The organism is Aquibium sp. ELW1220, assembly GCF_030398385.1.
Classification (GTDB): Bacteria; Pseudomonadota; Alphaproteobacteria; order Rhizobiales; family Rhizobiaceae; genus Aquibium.
This window is the reverse complement of sequence record NZ_JAOAOQ010000054.1, coordinates 1-23,940: the sequence shown is the minus strand read 5'-3', so window position 1 is coordinate 23,940 and position 23,940 is coordinate 1. Positions and strand designations below refer to the sequence as shown.

Genomic DNA, 23,940 nt, shown 5'->3' with positions numbered 1-23,940 from the left:
CTACGGCGCGGCATGCACAATTGTCAACTTGATTGACAATTGCCAAAGCGCTGGACTACCGTTTCACAGAGGTGAGGATGGCGCAGGACGCGCCGCGGGAGGAGACGATGGCAGGTTCGGCCTACGAGGCTCTGACGGTGGAGACGCTTTCCGCGCGGCTTGGCAGCGTCGCGGCGATGCGCGGAACGCTGGGCGACCCGGCCGGCTGGCGCGTGCGCGAGGTCGGCGATGGCAACCTCAACCTCGTCTTCATCGTAGAGGCCGGCAATGCCGGGCTGATCGTCAAGCAGGCGCTGCCCTACGTCCGGCTCGTCGGCGAGAGCTGGCCCCTGCCGCTGAAGCGCAGCTTCTTCGAGTACCATGCGCTGACCCGCCAGGCCGCGCGCGACCCCGGCCGCGTGCCGACGGTGCTGCATTTCGACGAGGCGCAGTCGCTGATCGTCATGGAATTCCTGACGCCGCACGTCATCCTGCGCCGCGCGCTGATCGACGGCCGGATGCCGCCGAAGATCGCCAGCGACCTTGGCCTGTTCATGGCCCGCACGCTGTTCCGCGGCTCGGACCTGTCGATGGTGACGCGCGAGCGCAAGGCCGATCTCGCGCTCTTCGCCGACAATGTCGAGCTCTGCGACATTACCGAGAACCTCGTTTTCTCGGATCCCTATTTCGAGGCGGAGCTGAATGCCCACACCACCCCGCAGCTCGACGCGATGGTGGAAGAACTGCGCGCCGACCGCGACATGAAGGTGACGGCGCAGCAGATGAAGCATGTCTTCGCCGCGAAGGCCGAGACGCTGGTGCATGGCGACCTGCATACGGGTTCGATCATGGTCACCGACGAGGACACCCGTGTCATCGATCCCGAGTTCGCCTTTTATGCTCCGATGGCCTTCGACGTCGGCATGCTCTTCGCCAACTTCTGGATGGCCTACTTCTCGCAGGACGGCCACGAGGCGGGCGGTTCGCGCGACGCTATGCGGGCCTACCTGATGGACACGACGGAAGAATGCTGGAGCACCTTCCGCGCCGAGTTTTCGCGGCTGTGGCGTTCGGAACGCAATGGCATCCTGTACCAGCGCAGCCTGTTCGAGGATCGCGGCGATACGCTCGGCAGCGAGCAGGCGCTCGATCATGTACTGCACGACATCTGGGTCGACATGCTCGGCTTCGCCGGCGTCGAGATCCACCGCCGCATCCTCGGCCTCGCGCACAATGCCGATTTCGAGAGCATCGAGGATCGCGACCTGCGGGCCGCGTGCGAGACGAAGGCGCTGAAGTTCGGACGCCAGATCGCCGTCAACCGCGCCACGATCCACGGCCTGGCCGAGGTCAACGGCCTGGCACGCCGCCTCCAGTCGGGAGAAGTCGCTTGAAGGTCGCAGAACGCCACTACCGCACGATCTGGCCGGCCGCCGACGGCCGCTCGGTCGAGATCATCGACCAGCGCTGGCTGCCGCACGAGTTTCGCGTGGTGCCGTTGACCACCATGGCCGACGTCGCCACCGCCATCCGCGACATGTGGGTGCGCGGCGCGCCGCTGATCGGCGTCACCGCCGCCTACGGAGTGGCGATCGCGATGCTGGAGGATTCGTCCGATGCCGGGCTCGACCGGGCCTGGGACGTGCTCCACGAGACCCGCCCGACGGCCATCAACCTGCGCTGGGCGCTCGACGACATGCGCCGGCTGCTGGCCCCGCTGCCAGCCGAGCAGCGTGCCGAAGCGGCGTTCGCCCGCGCGGCGCGGATCGCCGACGAGGACGTCGAGCTCAACCGCAACATCGGCAGGCACGGCCTCGACATCATCCGCAAGATCGCGGCCAGCAAGCAGCCGGGCGAGCCGGTGCGCATCCTCACCCATTGCAATGCCGGCTGGCTGGCGACGGTGGACTACGGCACGGCGACATCGCCGATCTACCTCGCCACCGAGGCGGGCATTCCCGTCCACGTCTATGTCGACGAGACGCGCCCGCGCAACCAGGGCGCCCAGCTCACGGCCTGGGAGATGGTCGGCCAGGGCGTGCCGCACACCCTTTTGGTCGACAATGCCGGCGGCCACCTGATGCAGCACGGGATGGTCGACATGGTGATCGTCGGCACCGACCGCACGACGCGCAACGGCGACGTCTGCAACAAGATCGGCACCTACCTGAAGGCGCTGGCCGCCCACGACAACGGCGTGCCCTTCTACGTGGCGCTCCCCTCGCCCACCATCGACTGGACGGTCGGCGACGGCGTCGCCGAGATCCCGATCGAGGAACGCTCCGGCGACGAGGTCTCGCTGGTCTGGGGTCGGGCCGCCGACGGTACGGTGGTGCAGGTGCGCATCTCGCCCGACGGGACCAACGCCGCGAACCCCGCCTTCGACGTCACGCCGGCACGGCTGGTGACCGGGCTGATCACGGAACGGGGCATCGCCGAAGCATCGGAGACCGGCCTGCGGGGCCTCTTCCCGGCGAGCTGAGCGAACCGGGCGGGACTGCGCGGCGGCGGTCGACGGGGCGGCGTTCCTATCTCCGCCGGCCGGCCGCGCTGATGCCCACGGCGGCCACGATGATCAGGCCGGTCGTCAGGTCCTTGTAGAAGGGATCGGCGTTCAGGATGTTGAAGCCGTTGTTGATCAGCGCCAGCATGAAGACGCCGGCCACCGAGCGCCAGACGGCGCCCTGCCCGCCATAGATCGACGTGCCGCCGATGATGACCGCGGCGATGGCCTCGAGTTCCATGCCGGTGCCGGCCGTCGCCTGGCCGAGCGAGATGCGCGAGGTGGCGATGGCCGCCGCCAGCCCCGCCGCGAAGCCGTTGATCGAGAAAGCGACGATCTTGATGCGGTTCGTGCGGATGCCCGACAGGATCGCCGCCTCCTCGTTGCCGCCGACCGCCAGGATCTTGCGTCCGACCGTCGAGCGGTTGAGCAGGATGGTCAGCGCGACCGCGAAGACGACCAGCACGATCACCGCATAATAGACCACGCCGATGCGCCCGCGCCCGAGCCAGGTGAAATCGGCGAGCCGCACGGGCAGCAGCGTACCTCCCGTGATCAGGATGGCGATGCCGCGATAGACCAGTCCCGTCGCCAGCGTCGCCAGGAAGGAGTGGATGTTGAGGGTCGTGATGGTCATGCCGTTGACGAAGCCGAGCAGCATGCCGACCAGCGGCGCGGCCATCAGCCCGGCATAGGGGTGGACGTTGAGCGCCAGCCAGGCTGCCGTCACGCTGGCCACGGCAAAGATCGCCGCGACCGACAGATCAAACCCGCCACAGATGATCACCAGCGTCATTGCCGCCGCCATGATCGCGAGCGGCGTGTTCTGGTTGAGGATGTTGATCAGGTTCTGGACGGTGAGGAAGGAATCGCTCGACAGGGAGAGCAGAACCACCAGGACGAGGATCATGGCCGCGACGGCGTAGGTCTGCAGCATCCTCAGGGCCGCGGCGACGCCGAACCCCTGTTCCTTTCCGCGCGCGCTCACCGTCATGCCGTTGCCCCTGCCTTGTCGACGCCCTGCTCGTGGAACAGCCGCCAGATGACCTCGTCCACCGTCGTCGCGGCCGGCACGAACGCGCCGGTGACGCGGCCGCCGGACACCGTGTAGGCGCGGTGCGCCAGCCCCATCACCTCCTCGATTTCCGACGAGATGAGCAGGATCGCCGCGCCGCGCCTGGCGGTCTCGCCGATGAACTCGTGGATGCGCCGGCGCGCGCCCACGTCGACGCCGCGGCTCGGCTCGTCGAGGATGACAAGGCGCGGCTCGCCGAGAATCCACTTGCCCATCACCACCTTCTGCTGGTTGCCGCCCGAATAGGTGGCGACGGCGCCGTCGACATGGCCGGGCTGGACGCCGAAATAGTCGATCAGCCGCCGCGCCTCGCCCCGCTCGCGGGCGGTCGCGACCAGCCCGAAACGCGCGAAGGCAGAGAGGTGCGGCAGCGTCATGTTGGGGCGTACGGTCTGCGTCAGCACGAGCCCCTGCTTGCGGCGATCCTCGGGCACCATGGCAAGGCCGCGCTCGATCGAGGAACGCGGCGAACGGAGTTCGTAGCCTTCGCCGGCGATCGCGACCTTTCCCGCGACTGACGGATCGGCGCCGAAGATCGCGCGCGCGATTTCCGTGCGCCCGCTGCCGACCAGACCGACGAGGCCGACGATCTCGCCGGGCCACAGGTCGATGTCGGCGCCGCGCACGCCGGTCGCCGTGGCCAGGCCGCGCACGGAGAGCAGCGGCGTGCCGCTCCGGTCGGGCTCCGGCGGCAGCGGCGGATAGGCCACGTCGGCGGCCGGGCGGCCGATCATGGCGGCAATCAGCGAGGCCTTGGTCTCCGCGGCCGTCGGCGAGGTGCGGATGACGGCGCCGTCGCGCATGACGGTGACGGTGTCGCAGACGTCGAGCACGTGGTCGAGAAAGTGCGAGACGTAGATGACGGTGCAGCCGCGGTCGCGCAGCTTGCGCATGACGCCGTGCAGACGCTCGGCCTCGTCGTGGGTCAGCGACGACGTCGGCTCGTCCATGACGATGACGCGCGCTTCGCGGGCAAGCGCCCGCATAATCTCGACCTTCTGCTGATCCGCGATCGAAAGCGAACCGGCGCTGGCGGCCGGATCGAGGTCGAAGCCGGCGAAGGCGGCGATTTCGGCAAGGCGCCGCTCCTCGTCGCCGACGAGAAATCCGGCCCGGCTGTGCTCGATGCCGAGGAAGACGTTCTCCGCCACCGACAGCGCCGGCACGAGCTGCAGTTCCTGGTGCATCATGGCGACGCCGCGCGCCAGCGCCAGCGGCGGATCCCACTGCGCGACGGTGTCGCCGAAGACGATGAGATCGCCCGTCGTACGCGAATAGTAGCCGCCGACGATCTTGCCGACCGTCGACTTGCCGGCGCCGTTCTCGCCGATCAGTCCGTGAATCTCGCCGGGCATGAAGTCGATGGAGACGCCGCGCAGGACTTCGACACCCGAAAAGGACTTCGAGACGCCGGACAGGCTGACGCAGGGTGCCGGCGCATCGCTGCGCGTCGCTGGCCCCGCCTCGTCCCTCAATCCAGCCGTCATCACCCGTCCTTCTTGCAGCCCCGGATCGTCCCGTTTCGCGTCAGGCCCGCGCCTCGGTGCGAACGGGATCGACGGTCAGGTCCGCATCGATCGCCACACCATACTGCGAAAGCGCGGCCTCGCGCGACACCGCGCCGGCGACGACGTCATGCAGCACCTCCTCGACGGGACGCGCCTTCGGGTTGCCGTTGCCGCCGCCGCCGCCGGTGCGGGTGACGAAGAGCGTGCCCTTCTCGAAGCGCCGCGCGCGCATCTTCAGCGGCTTTTCCACGCGACCGTCCGGGTGGATGATGTCGTTGTCGGGTCCCTGGCCGTCGCCGCCGCCATTGATGCCCCATGCGGGCGTGCGCGAACGCTCGAACCACAGGGCGCCATAGCAGTCCTCGAGCAGGCGGTAGCTGCGCACGACGCCCATGCCGCCGCGCCAGCGGCCCGACCCGCCGGAATCCCGGCGCAGCGAGAACTCCTCGACGCGCACCGGGAACTTGGTTTCGTAGACCTCGGCCGGCAGGTTGCGGAAGCCGCCATTGACGAGATTGATCAGCGCGCTTTCGCCGTCCGAGCCGTTGGCGCCGCCCCAGCCGCCGGCGGTCGGCTCGACCGAGATCCACTGGCCGCGGTCGGAGTCCATGTCGAAGAAGGCCGCCACCATGGAGTCGCCGTAGTGCGCGGCGGTCGCCTTTTCCGGCATGGCTTCGCCCAGGCAGGAGATCATCAGATCGGCGAGCAGGCCGAGCCCGGTGAAGTACCATTCGCAGGCGGCGGGCTCGCGCGCATTGAAGATGCACTTGTCGGGGATGCGTACCTCCATGGTCGAGAAGGAGCCGCCGGTGATCGCCCGGTCCGGGTTGATCATGGTCTTGTAGGCGAGCCGCAGCAGCGATTCCGTCTGGACGGCGCCGCAATTGATCGAGCCCTGTACGGGGCCGGACGAGCCTTCGAGGTCGATGATCATCTTCTCGCCCTCGATGGTCAGGCGCAGCGCGACCTTCACCGCGTCGGTGGTGACGCCGTCGTCGTCGAGATAGCCCTCGCGGTAGTAGCTGCCGTCCTGGAGCCTGCCGATCGCCTCGCGGTCGAGCAGCCGGGCCTGTTCGAAGATGTTGGCGCAGGCGGCGCGGTAGGTGTCGGGACCGATCCGGTCTAGGATCTGCGCCAGGCGCTTCTCGCCGGTGCGGATGGACGTGATCTGGGCGTTCAGGTCGCCGATGGTCATGTCCTTCAGCCGCGTGTTGCGGGTCAGCAGGTCGTACCATTCGGGGATGCGCCTGTTTTTCGAGACAATGCGCGTCGGTCCCAGCCGCAGGCCTTCGTGGAAGATCGAGGTCGAGCCCATGGTCGAGCCGGGATCGATGGCGCCGATGTCCTGCCAGTGCGCGCGCGCCGCGCCGAAGCCGACGAGTTCGTCCTTGTAGAACAGCGGCCCGATGGCGGTGACGTCGTGCAGGTGCGTGCCCTGCAGGTAGGAATCGTTGAGGATGAAGATGTCGCCGGGGTGGATGTCCTCGCCGTAGCGGTCGAGCACCAGCTTCACGCAGGCGTCGATGGCGCCGACGAAGAGCGGAACGCCGGTCGATTGGCCGAGCATATTCCCCTTCTCGTCGAGCAGGGCCACCGCGCTGTCGCGGCCCTCGTAGATGATCGCCGAGAAGGCGGAGCGCCAGAGCGCGGCGTTCATGTCCTTGGCGCATGAGATGACGAAGTTGCGGACGACTTCGGTGGTGATCGGATCGGCGTGAGCCATGGTCGATGTCCTTCTCAGCGTCGCGTCAGGAGAAGCTGGCCGCCGGTGATCACCTCGGCGCGCCAGTCGGGCGGCAGGATCGTCGTCGCGGTGGCCTCCTCGATGATCGCCGGTCCCTCGATCGCCTCGCCCTTGGCGAACTCGTCGCGGTTGAGCACGGCGGCATCGTGCTCGACGCCGTCGAAATAGACCCGGCGATCGCGCGGCGCCGTGCGACCCAGCACCGCCGGGTCCGGAATGCCGGGGCGGGCGAGCGTGCCGAGCGCCGCCACGCGCAGGTTCGCTACCTCGACCTGCGCTTCCGGGCTCGAATGACCGTACTGCCGGTCATAGGCCTCGTCGAAGGAGGCGCGCACCGCCGCCATGTCGATCGCGCCCGCCGGCACCGGGATGGTCAGAACGTATTCCTGGCCATGGTAGCGGAAGTCGGCGAAGCGCTCGAAAGAGATCTCGGCGCTCGTGAAGCCTTCCTTTTCCAGGTAGCCTGTTCCTTCGGCTTCCAGCGCCGCGAACTTCTCGGCAAGATCGGCGGCGTCGATCTGATGCCAGAAGCCGTAATAGGTCATCTTGAAGTCGTGGCGGACGTCGGTCTGGAGCATGCCCCAGGCGGAAAAGGCGCCCGGCATCACCGGGATCACCACCTCGCGAATGTCGAGCTGCTGGGCCAGCGCCACGGCCTGTGCCGGTCCCGCCCCACCATAGGCGACAAGCGCGAAGTCGCGCGGATCTATGCCGCGGCGGATGGTGATTGTGCGAATGGCGTCGGCCATCTTGGCATTAATGATGTCGATGATGCCCTGCGCCATGGCTTCGGTGGAAAAGCCGAAGCGTGCGCCGAGCGCGCCGACGGCCTCGCGCGCCTTGTCCTTGTCGAGCGTCATCGAGCCGCCGGCGAAGTTGGACGAATCCAGCCGGCCGAGCACGAGGTTGGCGTCGCTGACCGTCGGCTCCGTGCCGCCGCGGCCGTAGCAGGCGGGGCCGGGGACCGATCCGGCCGATTTCGGGCCGACGCGAACGGCGCCTGCCTCTTCCCAGGCGATCGAGCCGCCGCCGGCACCGATGACATGGATGTCGACCACCGACATCTGGATCGGCAGGCCTTCGAGTTCGGCCTCGTTGGAAGCCGAGGGCTTGCCCTCGATGATCAGGCTGGCGTCGAAGGAGGTTCCGCCCATGTCGACGCAGATCAGGTTCGGCTTGCCGATCTCGGCTGCCAGCGTCTGGCCGCCGATTGCGCCGCCCACGGGTCCTGACAGGAGGGTCTGCAGGGGCATGTCGGTGGCGGCCGCCGCCGTCATGGCGCCGCCGTTCGACTTCATGACATGCAACTGGCGTCCCTTCGGAAGCCGCGACGAGAGCTGGGCGACCAGCGTGTCGAGATAGCGCCGCACGACCGGTGCGGCATAGGCGTCCATGGCCGTCGTCGAGGTGCGGGCGTATTCGCGCCATTCGGGCGAAACGCGGTGCGACAGGGTGATGGGGAGGCCCGGCAACCGCTCCTTCAGGTAGGCTTCGACGGCGAGTTCATGCGCCGGGTTCTTGAACGAGAAGAGCAGGCAGACGGCGATGGCCTCGTAGCCCTTTCCGCGCACGGCCTCGACCACGGCGTCCAGTTCGGCGACGTCGAGCGGCGTCTCGATCTCGCCCTTCGCGTTGATGCGCTCGGCTACCGTATAGGTGTCCGGGATCTCCACCGGCGGGCGCGGCTTGCGCCAGTGGATCGAGAAGATCTCGCCGCGGTCGTTGCCCTGGATGGTATAGATGTCGCGGTAGTTCTTCGTGGTGACGAGGGCGACCCTGGCGCCGCGGCGGGTCAGCACCGCATTGAGGCCGACCGTCGTTCCGTGAACGAAGAAGTCGACGGCGGAGCCTTCCGGAAGGTGCTTCTCGACGCCCTCGATGACGGCGAGCGCCGGATTGTGCGGCGTGGACAGGACCTTGAAGGCCTCGCACACGCCGGTTTCGGCATCCTGGAACACGAGATCGGTGAACGTACCGCCAATATCGGCCGACACGCGAAAGGACCTGCCTGTCACGTCAATTCTCCCGCAAACTTGCTTGTCGAAGGGGCCGGCCCCGATGCCCCTCGGGGCCGGCGGTGTCGATCGGGTCGTCTTCTTGTTCTACTGGGCCCATTCGCCCTTGAAGTCCGGATTGGCTTCCAGGACCTCGGCGCTGATCATCGCCGGCACGGGACCGACCTCGTCCATGTTGACGAAGGACGGTGCGTCCTTGCCCTCGAGCGTCTTCACCACCGCATCGAGCGCGTAGACGCCCATCGAGAAGGGGAAGGCGGCCAGGGTGACGTCCCAGCGGCCTTCGCGGATCGCGTCGATCGCCACGGACGCGGCACCGCCGCCCGACAGATACATCGCCTTGACGTCGCGGCCGGCCGCCTCGATGGCGATTTCGGCGCCGATCAGGTGCTGGTCGGCGTTGGAGAGGACGACGTCGATCGACGCATTCGCCTGCAGGATGTCCTGCATGACGGTCAGCGACTTGTCGGGGTCGTAATTGCCCTCGCCGGTGGCGACGATCTTGATGTTGGGATGCTGGCCCAGAACCTCCACGTAGCTCTCGTAGCGCAGGTTGTCGAAGGGATAGATGCGCTGGCCGATCAGGATCGCGACGTTGCACGGATCCTTGCCCTCGCAGAATTTCACCACGTCCTCGGCCTGTGCGCGCGCGCCGGCGGCCGGCGGACCCGCGACGGTGGTCGTGACGCCAGGAACCTGCGGCTCGAGCTTCGAGAGGTCGGGGCCGATCGGGAAGAGCGCGGTGGCGAGCGGCTTTCCGGCCTTGCCAACTTCCTCAACGGCGCCGGCGATGCCGACGGTGTCGTTGGGCACCACGATGAAGGCGTCGAACTGGCCGCCGGCCAGCACGTCCTCGATCTGGCTGTACTGCAGGGCGGCGTCGAACTGTCCGTCATAGATGGACGTCTCGACATTGCCGAGTTCCTTCGCCTTGGCCTCGACGCCGGCATAGATGGCCTGGTTGAAGCCGTTCTGGGCCGAAGAGGCAAAGACGGCGACCTTCCAGTCCTTGGCGAAAGCCGTTCCGGTCAGCGCGGCCGCGACCAGCGCGGTGGTCGCTGCGAGACGGCAGATTCCTTTCAGCATGACGGTTCTCCTCTTGTCGGCGTTATGTCGCCATTCCCTCTGGACAACAGGATCGTAGGCATAATACAAACTTTATGCAACTGGAATTTCCGCTGCGGAAATTGGCTTTGACGACCGTCCAAGGTCGGCTAAGCAGCCTCGGGGCGAAGCATTCGGGGCAGTCGGAGGAGACGGGAATTGGCGACCGGCGGACGCAAGGAAGCGACAGGCAGGACCGCAGACGCGGATGGTCCCGACACGGGCGCAGTCAAGCGCGGGCGCGGCTCGACCGCCGTCTACGAGGAACTGCGCGAGGACATCCTGTCGCTGCGCATGGCGCAGGGATCGGCCCTCGACGAGGTCGCGCTCGCGGCGCGCTTCGGCCTGTCGCGGACGCCGATCCGCGAGGCGTTGCTGATGCTGCAGCGGGAAGACCTCGTCACCTTCCTGCCCGGCCGCAGCGCCATCGTCACGCCGCACACCATGAGCAATGCGCATGAATACATGGACACTCTGATGCTGCTCTCGCGCGCCATCATCCGGCTCGCCGCCGAGATGCGCACACCTGAGACGCTCGAGCGCATCCGCGCCTGCAACGCCGAATACGCGGCCGTCGCCGCGGCCGGCGAGGTCGACGCCATCGTGGCGGCGGACCTCGCCTTCCACAACGCCATCTCGGCGGCCAGCGGCAACACCTTCCTCGGCAGCTTCTACAGGCTGGCGCTCGACTACGGCCGGCGCATGCATCTGCTGCACTACTATCCGCTTTTCGACGCCGACGAGGCCGCGCGCTGCGTCGGGCAGCACGCGGCCATGCTCGCTGCCATCGAGGCGGGGGATCCCGCCCGTTCCGAGGAGCTGGCGAGCGACCACGTCATGTCGGAACTGCGCGTCGTCCAGCGCTCTCTGGAGCCGAAGGTCGGCATCAAATTCTCACTCGGAAACGGAACTGGAAGCGGCAGATGATCGAGCCCGGCCTGAAGGACGCGCGCAGGCAGAAGCTGCTCGCGGCGATGGAGACGAGCGACGCCGAGGCGGTCGCAATCGTGCCCGGCGCCAATTTCTACCACCTCACCGGCGCGCATTTCCATCTGATGGAGCGCCCGACGGTGCTCTTCGTCACCCGCGCGGGCGCGCTTCACGCCGTGATCCCGGAGCTCGAGAAAGCGCGCTGGCAGGCGCTGGCGCCGGAGGTCGAGACCGACTACTGGCAGGATTCGGACGGCTTCGACGCGGCCTTCGCGTCGGTGGCGCGCCGCCTCAACGCCTCGCGCATCGGCGTCGAGGGCCAGCGCATGCGCGTCTTCGAGGCCGAGGCCCTGCGCCGCGCCTTCCGCGACACGCCGGTGCTCGACGCCCATGCGGCGATTTCCTCGATCCGCCTGCACAAGGACGAGGCCGAGATCGCCGCCATGGAGAAGGCGATCGCCATCAGCGAGACCGCGCTTGCCGCGACGCTGGAGAGCGTCCGGCCCGGCATGAGCGAGTGGGACGTGCGCGGGCGACTGCTCGCGGCCATGCTGGCGGAAGGCGCCGACGGACCGGCCTTCGATCCGATCGTGCTTGCCGGCGGCGCGGCCGCCGATCCGCACGGTTCGCCGAGCGCCGAGCGCGTTCTGACGAAGGGCGATCCGCTGCTGATCGATTTCGGCGCGGCCTGGGGCGGCTACAATGCCGACATCACCCGCACCTTCTTCGTCGGCGAGGCGAGCGCCCGCCACCGTGCGGTCTACGAGGCCGTGCTTGCCGCGAACGAGAAAGGGCGCGCCATCGCGCGGCCTGGCCTCACCATGGACGAGCTCGACCGCACGGTCACCGGCGTGCTCGTCGAGGCGGGCTTTGCCGATCTCGTGGTGCACAAGACCGGCCACGGCCTCGGCCAGGAGGTGCACGAGGCGCCGCAGGTCATGAAGGGCAATCTCCAGCCCGCAGAGCCCGGCATGGTCGTCACGATCGAACCCGGCCTCTACCGGAGCGACGACGTCGGCGTACGGATCGAGGACGACGTGCTGATCACCGGCGACGGCTGCCGCTCGCTCTCTGCCTTTCCCCGCGGACTGACCCTCGTCGGGGAGAGCGTGCGATGACGCTGGCCATGCCGGGCACCTCGCTCGCCGATGCCTTGCCGCGCGGCTCGGTGGCGATCTTCGATATCCTGGCCGAACGCATCCGGGAGAACGTCGGCAGTCGTCTCATGACCGTGCTGGTGCCCTCCAGCGATGCGCCCTTCCTCATGCGCGTCTTCTCCAACAATCTGGAGCAGTACCCGCTCGGCCGAGCCGATCCGGTCGAGGACAGCATCTGGTTCCGCAGGCTCTTTTCGGAGGGCGAAGCGATCGTCGCCAACGACGCCGACGCCATCGAGGCCTGGCTGCCGGGGTTCGATTCCTATCTGGCGCAGGGATATGGCTCGCTCGCCAACGTTCCCATCGTCGTCGCCGGAACCACGATCGGCCTGCTGAACCTCATGGACGATGCCGGGCACTTCACGGCCGAACGGCTCGCGGTGCTGCGCCATGAACTGCCTCTGGCCGCGCTGGCGATCCTGACGGAACGGATCTAGGCCGCGCGCAGCAGCACGCCGCGATCCGTCCTCCAGCCACGGACCCACATGCCCCGGACAGGGGCCTGCCGAACCGATCCGTGCTTCGCCCTGCACAGCGCCGTTCTGGCCATGGGCATGGCTCCGCCCGATCGCTTTCGAACGGCATCGCAATCGACATCGGCTCACCCGGCGGGTACACCTGCCAGCGCCATCCGGTCGGCAGGGCGCGCGTTCTCGCGCCGCCTGAACCGCCGTGACGTCGCATGCCGGAGGAGAACAGGACATGCCGGGCAGAACCGGACGAAAAGCGCCATGACCCCGCATACGAGCGGCGAGCTTGCGGCTTTCGCCGCCGGGCTGAACCACACCGACGTCCCGCCAGCCGTGATGGCGCGGATGGAGGATCTCTTCGTCGACTGGCTCGGCTCCGCCCTTGCCGGCAGGTTCGCGGCACCCGTGCAGACGATCGCTGCTTTCGCCCGGCGCATGGGGCCGTCCGAGGGGACGAGCGAGATTCTCATCGACCGGTCATCGAGTTCCCCCCTCTTCGCCGCGCTCGTCAACGGCGCGTCCTCGCACGTGGCCGAGCAGGACGACGTGCACAACGGGTCGGTGTTCCATCCGGCGGCCGTCGTGTTTCCCGCCGCGCTGGCGGTGGCGCAGGACATCGGCGCATCGGGCAGGGAGTTCCTTGCCGCGAGCGTCGCCGGCTACGAGGTCGGCATCCGCGTCGGCGAATTCCTCGGGCGGTCGCACTACAAGGTGTTCCACACCACCGGTACCGCCGGCACGCTTGCCGCGGCCGCCGCGGCCGGTCGTCTGCTGAAGCTCTCGCCCGAGGTCATGCTCGACGCCTTCGGCTCGGCCGGCACCCAGGCCGCGGGCCTGTGGGAGTTCCTGCGCGATGCCGCGGACTCCAAGCCCCTGCACACGGCCAAGGCCGCCGCCAACGGGCTGATCGCGGCCTATCTGGCGAAAGACGGCTTCACCGGCGCGCGGCAGGTCCTCGAGGGCGCCAGGGGCATGGCAGCCGGGATGTCCAGCGATGCCGATCCGGCGAAGCTGACGAACGGTCTGGGCACGCGCTGGGCCACTGCCGAGACCTCGTTCAAGTACCATGCCTCCTGCCGCCACACCCATCCGGCGGCCGATGCGCTGCTGAAGGCGATGCGCGAGAACGGGCTGGAGGCCGGCGACGTCGAGACAGTCGTCACGCACGTCCACCAGGGCGCGATCGACGTGCTCGGGCCGGTCACCCATCCCGCGACGGTGCACCAGGCGAAGTTTTCGATGGGGACGACGCTCGGTCTCATCGCCGTCCACGGCAAGGCCGGCATGGTCGAGTTCGACCAGGGGTTCCACAGCCCGGAGGTGATCGACTTCCGCGACCGCGTGCGCATGGAACTCGACCCGGAGGTGGATGGCGCCTACCCTGCGCGATGGATCGGCAAGGCGACGGTGTCCACCCGCGACGGCCGTGTCTTCCAAGCCCGCGTCGACGAGCCCAAGGGCGATCCGGGCAACACGCTTTCCCGCTCCGAGATCGAGGCGAAGGTCGTCGGGCTCGCACTCTACGGCAAGGCGGCCGGCGAGGCCGAGATGCAGCGCCTGTTCCCGCGTCTCTGGTCGGTGGGCGAGCGCAACGCCATCGGCCGGCTCATGGACTGACGGGCCAGGGCATTCAACGACAGGACGAGACGAATGGACCTGAAGGATCTGCCGCAGGGCGAAGAGATTGCCCGCATCCGCGAGAGCGTGCGCAAGCTGTGCGCGACCTTTCCGCCGGAATACTGGCGCCGGCTAGACCGCGAGAGCGCCTATCCGTCGGCGTTCGTGCAGGCGCTGTCGGACGCCGGCTACCTGTCGGTGCTGATCCCGGAGGCCTATGGCGGCTCCGGCCTGCCGCTCCAGGCTGCCGCCGCCATCCTGGAGGAAGTCCAGCGCGCCGGGGCCAACGGCGCGGCCTGCCACGCGCAGATGTACATCATGGGCGCCCTGCTCAGGCATGGCAGCGAGGCGCAGAAACAGGCCTACCTGCCCGCCATCGCGGCCGGCGAGCTCCGGCTGCAGGCCTTCGGCGTCACCGAGCCGACCAGCGGCACCGATACCAGCTCGATCCGCACCTTCGCCCGGCGCGAGGGCGACCACTACGTCGTCAGCGGCCAGAAGGTCTGGACCTCGCGCGCCGAGCACTCCGACCTGATGTTGCTGCTCGCCCGCACGACGCCGAAGGAACACGTCGTCAAGCGCACCGACGGCCTGTCGGTCTTCATCGTCGACATGCGCCAGGCGCTGACGGCCGGCATGAGCATCAAGCCGATCCGCACGATGATGAACCACTCCACCACCGAGGTCTTCTTCGACAACGTCCGCATCCCTGCCGAAAACCTCGTCGGCGAGGAGGGCAAGGGTTTCCGCTACATCCTGTCCGGCATGAACGCAGAGCGCATCCTGATCGCGGCCGAATGCATCGGCGACGCAAAGTGGTTCATCGAGAAGGCCTCGGCCTATGCCGGGGAGCGCCATGTGTTCGGGCGGCCGATCGGCCAGAACCAGGGCGTCCAGTTCCCGATCGCGCGCGCCTATGCACAGATGCGCGCCGCCGAATTGATGGTGCACCAGGCAGCCGCGCTGTTCGAGGCCGGCCAGGACTGCGGCGAGCAGGCCAACATCGCCAAGATGCTGGCGGCGGAAGCGTCCTGGGCGGCGGCCGAAGCCTGCGTCCAGACGCATGGCGGCTTCGGCTTCGCCGAGGAGTACGACATCGAACGCAAGTTCCGCGAAACGCGGCTCTACCAGGTCGCGCCGATCTCGACCAACCTGATCCTGAGCTACGTCGCCGAGCACGTGCTCGGCATGCCGCGCTCCTACTGACCACCGGACCGGCCGTTCCCGCCTCTCGCGATGGGCGCGAGGCGGGACGCTGGCGCCGAAACCATGGAGGAAACGGGATGGATGAGAACGAGGTCGAGACGCTGCGGGCATGGATCGGCCGCGGGGAGCGAAAGTCGGAGCTCCTGACGGCGGCTCTCGTCGAGCGTTTCGAGGCGACGATGGGCCGGTCGCTCGCACGTATCGACGGCGAGGCGCCGCTCGGGATCCACTGGTGCATGACACAACCCGCGATCGCCGCGGAAGGACTGGGCGCAGACGGCCATCCGGCGCGCGGCGGCTTCCTGCCGCCGGTTGCGCTGCCCAGGCGCATGTGGGCCGGCGGTGAGCTCTCCTTTCTCCGGCCTCTGCGGGTCGGCGAGGAGGTAATCCGCATCTCGCGCATCGCCGACGTCGTCCACAAGCGGGGCCGCAGCGGCGAACTCGTCTTCGTCACCGTCGTGCACGAGATCCGGTGCGGCGGCGCCCTCGCCGTGCGGGAGCGGCAGGACCTCGTGTATCGGCCCGCACACGCGCACGCCGCCGCCGGGGCGCCGTCCGAGCCCGGTGCGCCAGACCCGCGGCGGCCCGATCGCAGCGAGACGGTCGAGGCGACGACGACGCTGCTCTTCCGTTACTCGGCGCTTACCTTCAACGGCCACCGCATCCACTACGATATCGACTATGCGCGCGACGAAGAAGGGTACCAGGGCCTCGTCGTCCACGGCCCCCTGCAGGCGACGCTGATGCTGCACATGGCCGCCCGCATGCTCGGCAACGCCGCTCCCGCGCGCTTCGCCTATCGCGGCATCGCCCCCCTGGTCCATGGCGGCGCGTTCACCGTCAACGCCGTCCAGGGCGCCGACGGGATCGACCTCTGGACCACCGCCGACGAAGACGGCGCGCCGCGCATGACGGCGTCGGCGATGGTCTGACCGCTAGATCGCGAGGCCGAGGGACGCCAGATGCTCGGCGCCCCTGCGGACGTTCTTCTGGTCCTTCACCTCGATGATCAGCCGCGGCATCGCGGGAAGCGACTTCAGCGCGGCGAAGATCGCCCGCCAAGGCAGGCTGCCTTCGCCCGGGTGCCAGTGGCGGTCGGCATAGCCGTCGCTGTCCTGCAGGTGGACGTGGCGCAGCATCCGGCCGGCCGCCCGGACGTAAACGTCCACCGCGGGGGCATGGGTCATCACATGGGCATAGTGAGCATGGCCGGAGTCGAGCGACAGCTGCACTGCCTCGGTCCCGAAGGCCTCGGCGATCGCCAGCCGTGCCCCGGGATCCTTGTCCTCGACGTTTTCGATCACCAGCTCGACGCCGCTCTGCTCGGCGCGCTGCACGACCGGTGCCATCAGATAGAGGGTCCGGTCGATCTGGTTTCTCCGGTGCGCGGGATCGACCGCGTGGTTGGAATCGTCCCAGGTGCTAACGGGCGAATGGACCACCATCTGCGTCGCGCCGACCGCTTCGCAGATCTCCAGGCCCTTCAGCAGGCGTGCCTGCGCGACCGCTGCAATCGCCGGGTCGACGCAGTCGATCTTGAAGCCGAGGAACGGACCGTGCAGGCCGATCCGGCCGGTGGTGCCGTCGAGCAATGCCTTCGCACGGGCGACATGCGGCGCGACATCGTCGTCCAGCATCTGCGGCCAGATGAACATCTGCAGCTCCACGTCGCGCGGGGCCGCAAGCAGCCAGTCGCGATGCGATTCGAGGGCCTCGAAAGTCACGAAGGCGCCGCCGAGAACGGGAAGGGTCATGTTGTCGTCTCCAGGGTTGGGATGGGCTTCGTCGAACGCCGTTCGATCTGGTGGGCGGCCGACAGCAGCGCGGCGGCGGTCGTGCTGCGCGGTTTCGAGAAGACGTCGGCCGTTACGCCGCTCTCGGCCATGCGCCCCTTGTCGAGCACGATGGTCCGCCCGGCCATGCGGCGGAGCACGCCGAGGTCGTGGGTGATGAGCAGGATGGCGCAACCGGACCGCGTCTGCATCGACCCGAGCAGATCCAGAACCTGGCCCTGCACCGCCGCATCGAGGGCAGACGTCACCTCGTCGCAGATCAGGAGGTCGGGTTCGGCGGCAAAGGCCCGCGCGATCGCGACGCGCTGCTGCTGCCCGCCCGAGAGCTGCCGCGGATAGCGCTCGAACAGGTCCGGCTCCAGACCCAGCTGTGCGAAGAGGCCGATGCTGCGCTCGCGTGCTTCGCGTGTGCCGACCCCGAGGAAATGCCGCATCGCGTGCATGACGGATTCACCGCAGCGCAGGCGGGGATTGAGGGACGAGAGCGGGTCCTGGAAGACGATCTGGATGCGTCGCAGCTGCTGGCGGTTCCGGCGCGCCGCCAGAGCGCCCAGCGCCGTGCTGTCGAAAAGGAGCCGGCCCCGTGTCGGCGCCCTGAGGCCGCAGACGAGCGAGGCAAGCGTCGACTTTCCAGAACCCGACTCGCCGATGACGCCGAGCGTCTCGCCGCGATGCAGATCGAAGGAGATGTCGCTGAGCGCAGCGGACTTTCCCGGACGCGATCCGAAGAATGTCGCTTCGGGATAGGCGAAATCCAGCGATTCGGCGCGCAGGAGCGGGCCACCCGCGCCCCTCGCACGGAGGGGCGTGGCTTTCGGCGGACGGGCGGCCTCCAGCAGGTCGCGCGTATAGTCCGCCTTGGGCGCGGAATAGACCTCCTCGACCGCACCGTCTTCGACGAGGCAGCCGTGGCGCATCACCATGACGCGGTCGCAGACCCGCGCCACCACATTCAGGTCATGGCTGATCAGGACGAGGCTCATGCCGCGTTCGGTCCGGATCCCGGCGACGAGATCCAGAACCTGCGCCTCGGTCGACTTGTCGAGCGCGCTCGTCGGCTCGTCGAGCACGAGCAGCGCCGGATCGCAGGCCAGCGCCGCCGCGATGATCACCCGCTGGCGCTGGCCGCCGGACAGCTGGTGCGGATAGCGGCGCGCCAGCCGGGCCGGGTCGGGAAGCCCGGTCTCGGCCATCAGCGCTACCGCGCGGTCGCGGGCAACGGTTCTGTTCATCCCGGCGCGCAGGCGCAGGATCTCCTCGATCTGCGCCCCGACCGTCAGGTGATGGGTGAGGGAGGAAAGGGGGTTCTGCGGCGCCATGGCCGCGACCCGGCCGCGCAGGCCCGATCGTGCCACCGCGCGCGGGTCCGTCACGTCGACGCCTGCGACCGACAACGTCCCGCCGGTGAAGCGGCCGCCGTCGCGCAGATGGCCGAGCAGCGCCCGCCCGAGCGTCGTCTTCCCGGAGCCGCTTTCGCCGACGATGCCGAGCGCGACGCCGGGGGCAAGGTTGAAGCTCACGCGGTCCAGCACCGTGCGAAGCTGGCCGTCGGCTGCCTCGTAACCGACCGAGAGATCGCGCGCCTCGATCAGATCCGCCATGCTCATGCGCCGCCTCGTGCCGCTTCAAGCCCCAGGGCCTCGGCCAGCCCTTCCGTCGCGACATTGATGGCGATGACCAGCGAGGAGATCATGGCGGCCGGTGCGGCAACCAGCCAGGGCTCGGTGCGCATGGAGGTCAGTCCGTCCCGGATCATCAGGCCCCAGTCGGGCGTGGGCGCCGAAATGCCGAGGCTGAGGAAGGACAGCGCCGAGACGAGAAGCAGGGCCGACGAGGACCGCAGCGCGAATTCCACCGCCAGCAGTTCCGCCGTGTTGGGAAGCATCTCGCGAAGGATGACCGACAGGCCGTTCTCGCCGCGCAGGATCGCCGCCTTGACGAAACCCTGCTCCATCAGGCCGAGCCCCTGCGCGCGGGCGGTGCGGACCACGCCCATGCTCATGAGAAGGGCCACCACGATCACCAGCATCGGCAGGGACTGGCCGAAGCCCGCCACGAAAAGCGAGACGAAGAGGATGGCGGGCAGCGCCAGGTTCATGTCCACGAGCCGGCAGACCAGATCGTCCACCCAGCCGCCGTAGCGGGCAGCGGCAAGGCCGGCGAGGCCGCCGCCGGCGACCGCCATGGCGCCCGAGGCGAAGGCGACGAGCAAGGCAGTGCGTCCGCCATGCAGCAGGCGGGTGAGGAAATCGCGTCCGAGTTCGTCGGTCCCGAGCAGGTTGACGCCATCCGGCGGCATCAGCGGGAAACCGATCATCGCATAGGGATCTGCAGGCGACAGGAGCGGCGCGAAGACCGCCGCGCCGAGATGCAGGGCGACGACGGTCAGTGCCGCCAGCGCCGCTGGCCGGCGCCTGAGCCGCCGCAGGATTTCGCTCGTCATCCGCGCCTCCGCGGATCGAGCGCGAGCATGGACAGGTCGGCGACGAGGTTTGCCGTGACCACGACGACTGCGGCCAGGATCGCGATCGCCTGGATGACCGGCGTCTCGCGCATCGTCACCGCGCGGACCATTTCCTGGCCGATGCCCGGATAGGCGAACAGCAGTTCGACCACGACGATCCCCGAGACCAGGGCTGCGGCATAGAGCGCCGCTGCCGTCAGCGCTGGAAGAATGGCGGCCGGCAGCGCATGCACGAAGACGATGCGTGCCTGCGGCATGCCGGCCAGCCGCAGCCGCTCGACCGCGTCCGATGCCAGTGCCTCGATCATGCAGGCACGCAGGATGCGCGTCAGGTAGGCGACCGACCCGATGACCACGGTGGCGATCGCCAGTGGCGCGGCGTCGATCAGTTCCGGCAGCGGCGCACGCGTATTGGCGGTGATCGTCGCTGGAAAGACCGGCCAGGCGACGGAGAAAAGCATGACGAGGACCGTGCCGATGACGAATTCGGGGATCGAATAGCCGACGATCGCCGCGCCCGAAACGGCGCCGTCAACGGACCGCCCCCGCCACACGGCGGCGGCGATGCCGAAGACGAAGGCCAGCGGCAGCGCGACCGAAAGCGTCGCACCCGCCAGCGCGAGGGAGTTGCGGAACGGATACCAGACGATGTCGGCAACCGGCGCGCCGGTGATCACCGTCGTGCCGAAATCGAACCGCGCCATTTGGTAGAGGAAGACGCCAAGCCGCTCGATGGCTGGCCTGTCGAGCCCGAGTTCCTGCCGCTTCTGCTCCAGGGCTTCGGGCGGCATAGCCGACATCTCGTCTGCCGTCAGCGTCATGTCCAGCGCATCGCCGGGCAGGATCTCCGTGGCGAGAAAGACGAAGCACGACAACAGGAGCATCGTCAGTCCCGACAGGAAGAGGCGGCGCAGGATCGCCCCGAAAAGCATCTTGGCCGCCTCCCGCCGCCGCTCAGGCCGTGGCCTGCTTCCAGATCCGCTCGTAGCGGATCGACCAGATCTGCGGATGATAGGTCATGGCGCGTACGCTCTTGCGCTTCACCAGGAACGTGTCGCCGCCGGCCGGCAGGATGGCCGGGACTTCCTCGAACAGGATCTGCTGCATGTCGGCATAGATCGCCTTGCGCTTGCCGGCGTCCGGCTCGACCATGGCCTTCTGGTAGAGCGCCATGTAGCGATCCTGCGCCTCGCCCTGCCAGTGGCCGGCTTCGACATAGGCGTTGCGCATGCGAAACAGGCTGATGCCGGGGTTGCGGTTGCCCACCGCCGTCATCGCCAGCTTGTGGTACTTGCCCTTGGACAGGTCGGCCTCGCCGCTGCGGAACTGGATGTAGCCGTCGTTGGGGCGCTCCTCGAGCGTCAGCGTGATCCCCGCCTCCTTCACCGACTGCTGCAGCACCTGGAAATAGAGGCCTGCCTCCGGCAGCTGCGGCGACCAGTAGAGCGTGCCGAGGTCGATTCCGTTCGGATGACCGGCCTCCGCCAGCAGCGCCTTCGCCTTTGCGACGTCGCGGCCGCCGGGACGCGGGACGAAGTTCGGGTCGACCGCCATCAGGTGGCTGTCATTGCCGACCCAGCCATACTTGCCGCCATAGGCGACGCGCACGATCGCCTCGCGGTCGATCGCGAAGGCGAAGGCCTGCCGGACGCGCTTGTCCTCGAAAGGCGAGCCAGGATGTTTCGGCAGCTGGATCACGAAGGAATAGCCGCCCTGCTTGGACTCGATGTCGAAATCCGGGTCGTTGGAAAGCTGCACGGCAGCACGGGCATCGATGTTCAGCACGGCATCGAACTGGCCGGAGCGCAGGCCGTTCAGGGCAGCCTCCTGCTGGCCCTCGCGATTGTAGACCTCGAGACGGTCGAGATACGGCGTTCCCTGATCCCAGTAGGATTCGAAGCGCTCCATGATCAGCGACCGGTTCGGATCGCTCTCGACGATGCGGAAGGGACCCGAGCCGATGCCGTCCATGCCGATCGTCTCGACGGGAGCGGCGGGCATGATGACGCTGTTGTATTCCGCCAGGATGTAGGGGAACTCGGCATTCCCGGCATCGAGGAAGAAGCGCGCGACATATTTCGACACCGGCTCGATCCGGGTGATCTGTCGTGCGAAGGGTGCATTCTGGCGGTGATAGTCGAAGCTCGCGGCCACGTCGGCCGAATCCATTTCCTTGCCATTGTGGAACGACACGCCCTCGCGGATCGTCACGTCCCAAACGGCGAGCGTGGCGTCGGCCGGCTCGATCTTCGTGGCGACCTCGAGCTGGACCTGAAGGTTTTCGTCCACCCAGGTCAGGCAGTTCCACTGCGCCCGGGTGTTGGCGTCGACGATGAAATAGGGATGGCGCGAATTCGTCGCGTCGGCGGAGCGGCGGTTGGCGGAAAGCTGCGCGATGGCGAGCGTTCCGCCGCGCACCGGCGTCTCCTCGGCGAGGGCGAAACGGGGAACGAGCGGCATCGCGAGGGCGGCGCTGCCGGACGCAAGCAGGGACCGGCGGGACAAGCGGAACATGGTTCACTCCTGTTCGGTGATGGGTTGTATAATTTTTTATTATAGATTACATCGTCTCATGATCATTCTTAATGTCGGACTGTGAACCTGTCATGACGAACGAGGCGGAACGCGCCCAGGCGGGACGGCGCGAGGGCGGGGTGACGCTCGCGGGTCTGCGGTCCTTCGTCGCCGTGGCCGAAGCCAAGAGTTTTTCGCAGGCCGCACAGGCGCTCGGCGTAAGCCAGCCGAACGTGTCGGTGCAGATCGCCGCGCTGGAGCAGATCTTCGGCATGCCGCTCTTGTCGCGACGGCCCCGGCTCGAGCTGACCGAACCGGGCCGCGAACTGTTTCACCGGGCGCGTCTGGTGCTCAGCCGCGTGCAGGAACTCGACGCGGCCATGCACGATGTCCGCCGCCTCGAGCGCGGCCAGATCGCCGTCGGTTTCTCGACGCCGCATTTCGCCATGCCGCTCATAGCCCGCTTCGCGCAGGCGCACCCCTCGGTGCGGATATCGACCCTGCTCGGGAACACCACGCAGCTCCTCGACCAGCTTGCGGACTGCCGTGTGGATGTCGCGATCATGTCGCTCACCGCGCCGCATCCCCACTTCGCCTCGTTCCGCTTTGCCGCGCCCCGCCTGTGTCTGTGTCTGCCGAGGGACCATCCCCTCGCTGCGGCGAGCCACCTGTCCCCGGAGGACATCCGCGAAACGCCCATTGTCCTGCGCGAGCCCGGCTCGGTGACTCGAAGCGTCTTCGAGAGCGTCTGCGCGGCTGCCGGCGTTGAACCGCAGGTCCGGATGGTGGCGGGCAGCGGCGAGGCGGTGATCGAAGCGGTGCGGGCGGGCTTCGGCCTCGGCGCGATCTTCGACGGCACGCTGGGTGCCGACCCCGCGCTCGTCGTGCGTCCCTTCGGCGACACGCCGAGAGACAGCGGGGTCTATGTCGTCGCGGTGCAGGAATCGCTGGCCCTGCCTCCGGTCAGGGCGTTCACGAACCTCCTGCCGGACGACGCCTCCACCCGTCCGGGCAGAGGGACCGATCGTGTCGATGAAACGCGGGAGACGCCGTGAGGCAACGGCAACGCTCTGGGCCAAACGGACATGCAACGGCAGCGGAATCGAGATTCGGCTTCATCCAGCGGGTCTCCAAGACGACCGGTCCGGGATCGCCGTCGGCGCGCCGAAGCGCCACGAGCAGTCGATGGCACCGCGCAGGTCTGCCGCGGACGGCACCGGGCGCGTCAGCGCGATTCGTCCGACTTCTGCAGCGAGAATAGTTTTTGTAATTTACTTAAATAACTATGGCGACATAATAGGAATATAGTGCAGATTTTTTAAAAATAATTACTGATCAAGCCACTTTATATCACGAATATCGGGGTCACTTTCCAGTATCGCTCTTACTGCGTCCAGAAGCTCACTCATTTGTCGTGTGACATCCACAATTCTAAACAACTTCCTGAATCGTGGAATTTTAGGGTCCGTGAATATAATGAACTGGTCATCGTCGCCATACTGATGCCCGCAGCAGAGGGCGACTCCAGCTCCGTCGCCTTGGAGGGGGATGTAGTACCCCCAGTCCTCTGACAGTATACCATGGGTCGCGATCCCCCTTCCTTCGAGCTTCGAATCCATGTACTCCGCCAGGCGCAGGCCCCACACGCCTGGATTGATTTGCTCTTCTTCGCCATCAAAACGCGGGAATTTCTTTGATCGGAACTCCACGAACGTCTTCATTCCTCAACCATGCATCCTTTAGCCCGTCTTATTCATGAGTTCGCTTTCGCGGATGACGCCGGTCGATGGTACGCGGGCAGTCGAGGCGTCTCTTTCACCGCGGGCGGATCTGGACTTGTAGAACGCGCTGGAGGTTGACG

20 protein-coding genes are annotated in these 23,940 nt (G+C 67.7%); 9 read left to right on the top strand and 11 right to left on the bottom strand.

Features of this window, described 5'->3' with window-relative positions:
* The first annotated feature begins 107 nt into the window (after nt 1–107).
* Together mtnK and mtnA are read left to right on the top strand one after the other, a co-directional pair.
* Complete coding sequence (mtnK, locus tag N1F91_RS27925; RefSeq protein WP_289997000.1) at nt 108–1,373, top strand: S-methyl-5-thioribose kinase; 1,266 nt, start codon at nt 108–110, stop codon at nt 1,371–1,373.
* On the top strand, nt 1,370–2,461 hold the full coding sequence (gene mtnA / locus N1F91_RS27920; RefSeq protein WP_289996999.1) for an S-methyl-5-thioribose-1-phosphate isomerase: 1,092 nt from the start codon (nt 1,370–1,372) through the stop codon (nt 2,459–2,461). Before mtnK ends, mtnA begins: the two co-directional genes overlap by 4 nt.
* A gap of 46 nt (nt 2,462–2,507) precedes the next feature.
* On the opposite strand, the gene N1F91_RS27915 is transcribed toward mtnA, so the two are convergent.
* The 5 genes from N1F91_RS27915 to N1F91_RS27895 form a co-directional block, all read right to left on the bottom strand.
* On the bottom strand, nt 2,508–3,476 hold the full coding sequence (locus tag N1F91_RS27915) for an ABC transporter permease (RefSeq protein WP_289996998.1): 969 nt from the start codon (nt 3,474–3,476) through the stop codon (nt 2,508–2,510).
* The gene (locus N1F91_RS27910) at nt 3,473–5,044 is read right to left on the bottom strand and encodes a sugar ABC transporter ATP-binding protein (RefSeq protein ID WP_289996997.1); all 1,572 of its coding nucleotides are present in this window, start codon (nt 5,042–5,044) and stop codon (nt 3,473–3,475) included. Before N1F91_RS27910 ends, N1F91_RS27915 begins: the two co-directional genes overlap by 4 nt.
* 40 nt (nt 5,045–5,084) lie before the next feature.
* The gene (locus N1F91_RS27905; protein ID WP_289996996.1) at nt 5,085–6,788 is read right to left on the bottom strand and encodes a hydantoinase B/oxoprolinase family protein; all 1,704 of its coding nucleotides are present in this window, start codon (nt 6,786–6,788) and stop codon (nt 5,085–5,087) included.
* 14 nt (nt 6,789–6,802) lie between these two features.
* The gene (locus tag N1F91_RS27900) at nt 6,803–8,824 is read right to left on the bottom strand and encodes a hydantoinase/oxoprolinase family protein (protein WP_289996995.1); all 2,022 of its coding nucleotides are present in this window, start codon (nt 8,822–8,824) and stop codon (nt 6,803–6,805) included.
* Between the two features lie 87 nt (nt 8,825–8,911).
* A complete protein-coding gene (locus tag N1F91_RS27895) occupies nt 8,912–9,910 on the bottom strand; it encodes a sugar ABC transporter substrate-binding protein (protein WP_289996993.1) in 999 nt (332 codons plus the stop codon).
* 177 nt (nt 9,911–10,087) lie between these two features.
* Between N1F91_RS27895 and N1F91_RS27890 the strand changes: the two genes are divergently transcribed.
* The 6 genes from N1F91_RS27890 to N1F91_RS27865 all read left to right on the top strand — a co-directional run bounded on the left by N1F91_RS27890 (nt 10,088) and on the right by N1F91_RS27865 (nt 16,240).
* Nucleotides 10,088–10,855, top strand: a complete 768-nt coding sequence (locus N1F91_RS27890; RefSeq protein ID WP_289996992.1) for a GntR family transcriptional regulator — start codon at nt 10,088–10,090, stop codon at nt 10,853–10,855.
* A complete protein-coding gene (locus N1F91_RS27885) occupies nt 10,852–11,976 on the top strand; it encodes a Xaa-Pro peptidase family protein (protein WP_289996990.1) in 1,125 nt (374 codons plus the stop codon). The genes N1F91_RS27890 and N1F91_RS27885 overlap by 4 nt, the downstream gene beginning before the upstream one ends.
* Nucleotides 11,973–12,452 (top strand): GAF domain-containing protein, encoded by a 480-nt coding sequence (locus N1F91_RS27880; RefSeq protein ID WP_289996989.1) that lies wholly within the window; start codon nt 11,973–11,975, stop codon nt 12,450–12,452. The genes N1F91_RS27885 and N1F91_RS27880 overlap by 4 nt, the downstream gene beginning before the upstream one ends.
* 294 nt (nt 12,453–12,746) lie before the next feature.
* Nucleotides 12,747–14,102, top strand: coding sequence for an MmgE/PrpD family protein (locus N1F91_RS27875; protein ID WP_289996988.1), 1,356 nt, complete (start codon nt 12,747–12,749; stop codon nt 14,100–14,102).
* Between the two features lie 33 nt (nt 14,103–14,135).
* Entirely contained in the window at nt 14,136–15,308 is a 1,173-nt protein-coding gene (locus N1F91_RS27870) for an acyl-CoA dehydrogenase family protein (protein WP_289996987.1), read from the top strand.
* A gap of 77 nt (nt 15,309–15,385) precedes the next feature.
* Nucleotides 15,386–16,240 carry a MaoC family dehydratase N-terminal domain-containing protein gene (locus tag N1F91_RS27865; RefSeq protein ID WP_289996986.1) on the top strand — a complete coding sequence of 285 codons (855 nt, stop codon included), beginning with the start codon at nt 15,386–15,388 and terminating at the stop codon, nt 16,238–16,240.
* 3 nt (nt 16,241–16,243) lie between these two features.
* Here N1F91_RS27865 and N1F91_RS27860 read toward each other — a convergent pair whose 3' ends face one another.
* The 5 genes from N1F91_RS27860 to N1F91_RS27840 are packed head-to-tail and all read right to left on the bottom strand — an operon-like array spanning nt 16,244 to nt 22,079.
* Entirely contained in the window at nt 16,244–17,062 is an 819-nt protein-coding gene (locus tag N1F91_RS27860; protein ID WP_289996985.1) for a sugar phosphate isomerase/epimerase family protein, read from the bottom strand.
* Nucleotides 17,059–18,708, bottom strand: a complete 1,650-nt coding sequence (locus N1F91_RS27855; protein WP_289996984.1) for an ABC transporter ATP-binding protein — start codon at nt 18,706–18,708, stop codon at nt 17,059–17,061. The genes N1F91_RS27860 and N1F91_RS27855 overlap by 4 nt, the downstream gene beginning before the upstream one ends.
* On the bottom strand, nt 18,705–19,544 hold the full coding sequence (locus N1F91_RS27850; protein ID WP_289996982.1) for an ABC transporter permease: 840 nt from the start codon (nt 19,542–19,544) through the stop codon (nt 18,705–18,707). The genes N1F91_RS27855 and N1F91_RS27850 overlap by 4 nt, the downstream gene beginning before the upstream one ends.
* Nucleotides 19,541–20,497, bottom strand: a complete 957-nt coding sequence (locus tag N1F91_RS27845) for an ABC transporter permease (RefSeq protein ID WP_289996981.1) — start codon at nt 20,495–20,497, stop codon at nt 19,541–19,543. Before N1F91_RS27845 ends, N1F91_RS27850 begins: the two co-directional genes overlap by 4 nt.
* Before the next feature lie 22 nt (nt 20,498–20,519).
* Nucleotides 20,520–22,079, bottom strand: a complete 1,560-nt coding sequence (locus tag N1F91_RS27840) for an ABC transporter substrate-binding protein (RefSeq protein ID WP_289996980.1) — start codon at nt 22,077–22,079, stop codon at nt 20,520–20,522.
* A 92-nt stretch (nt 22,080–22,171) separates the two neighbouring features.
* On the opposite strand from N1F91_RS27840, the gene N1F91_RS27835 reads away from it, so the two are divergent.
* Nucleotides 22,172–23,134 carry a LysR substrate-binding domain-containing protein gene (locus tag N1F91_RS27835; RefSeq protein WP_289996978.1) on the top strand — a complete coding sequence of 321 codons (963 nt, stop codon included), beginning with the start codon at nt 22,172–22,174 and terminating at the stop codon, nt 23,132–23,134.
* 273 nt (nt 23,135–23,407) lie between these two features.
* Here N1F91_RS27835 and N1F91_RS27830 read toward each other — a convergent pair whose 3' ends face one another.
* Entirely contained in the window at nt 23,408–23,800 is a 393-nt protein-coding gene (locus tag N1F91_RS27830) for a hypothetical protein (protein ID WP_289996977.1), read from the bottom strand.
* Nucleotides 23,801–23,940 lie beyond the last annotated feature (140 nt).

What these genes read in the sequence shown, in the direction of transcription:
- mtnK (WP_289997000.1), top strand. Translation starts at nt 108, where the DNA reads ATGGCAGGTTCGGCCTACGAGGCTCTGACGGTGGAGACGCTTTCCGCG.
- N1F91_RS27915 (WP_289996998.1), bottom strand. Translation starts at nt 3,476, where the DNA reads ATGACGGTGAGCGCGCGCGGAAAGGAACAGGGGTTCGGCGTCGCCGCG.
- N1F91_RS27910 (WP_289996997.1), bottom strand. Translation starts at nt 5,044, where the DNA reads ATGACGGCTGGATTGAGGGACGAGGCGGGGCCAGCGACGCGCAGCGAT.
- N1F91_RS27905 (WP_289996996.1), bottom strand. Translation starts at nt 6,788, where the DNA reads ATGGCTCACGCCGATCCGATCACCACCGAAGTCGTCCGCAACTTCGTC.
- N1F91_RS27895 (WP_289996993.1), bottom strand. Translation starts at nt 9,910, where the DNA reads ATGCTGAAAGGAATCTGCCGTCTCGCAGCGACCACCGCGCTGGTCGCG.
- N1F91_RS27885 (WP_289996990.1), top strand. Translation starts at nt 10,852, where the DNA reads ATGATCGAGCCCGGCCTGAAGGACGCGCGCAGGCAGAAGCTGCTCGCG.
- N1F91_RS27880 (WP_289996989.1), top strand. Translation starts at nt 11,973, where the DNA reads ATGACGCTGGCCATGCCGGGCACCTCGCTCGCCGATGCCTTGCCGCGC.
- N1F91_RS27875 (WP_289996988.1), top strand. Translation starts at nt 12,747, where the DNA reads ATGACCCCGCATACGAGCGGCGAGCTTGCGGCTTTCGCCGCCGGGCTG.
- N1F91_RS27870 (WP_289996987.1), top strand. Translation starts at nt 14,136, where the DNA reads ATGGACCTGAAGGATCTGCCGCAGGGCGAAGAGATTGCCCGCATCCGC.
- N1F91_RS27865 (WP_289996986.1), top strand. Translation starts at nt 15,386, where the DNA reads ATGGATGAGAACGAGGTCGAGACGCTGCGGGCATGGATCGGCCGCGGG.
- N1F91_RS27860 (WP_289996985.1), bottom strand. Translation starts at nt 17,062, where the DNA reads ATGACCCTTCCCGTTCTCGGCGGCGCCTTCGTGACTTTCGAGGCCCTC.
- N1F91_RS27855 (WP_289996984.1), bottom strand. Translation starts at nt 18,708, where the DNA reads ATGAGCATGGCGGATCTGATCGAGGCGCGCGATCTCTCGGTCGGTTAC.
- N1F91_RS27850 (WP_289996982.1), bottom strand. Translation starts at nt 19,544, where the DNA reads ATGACGAGCGAAATCCTGCGGCGGCTCAGGCGCCGGCCAGCGGCGCTG.
- N1F91_RS27845 (WP_289996981.1), bottom strand. Translation starts at nt 20,497, where the DNA reads ATGCTTTTCGGGGCGATCCTGCGCCGCCTCTTCCTGTCGGGACTGACG.
- N1F91_RS27840 (WP_289996980.1), bottom strand. Translation starts at nt 22,079, where the DNA reads ATGTTCCGCTTGTCCCGCCGGTCCCTGCTTGCGTCCGGCAGCGCCGCC.
- N1F91_RS27835 (WP_289996978.1), top strand. Translation starts at nt 22,172, where the DNA reads ATGACGAACGAGGCGGAACGCGCCCAGGCGGGACGGCGCGAGGGCGGG.
- N1F91_RS27830 (WP_289996977.1), bottom strand. Translation starts at nt 23,800, where the DNA reads ATGAAGACGTTCGTGGAGTTCCGATCAAAGAAATTCCCGCGTTTTGAT.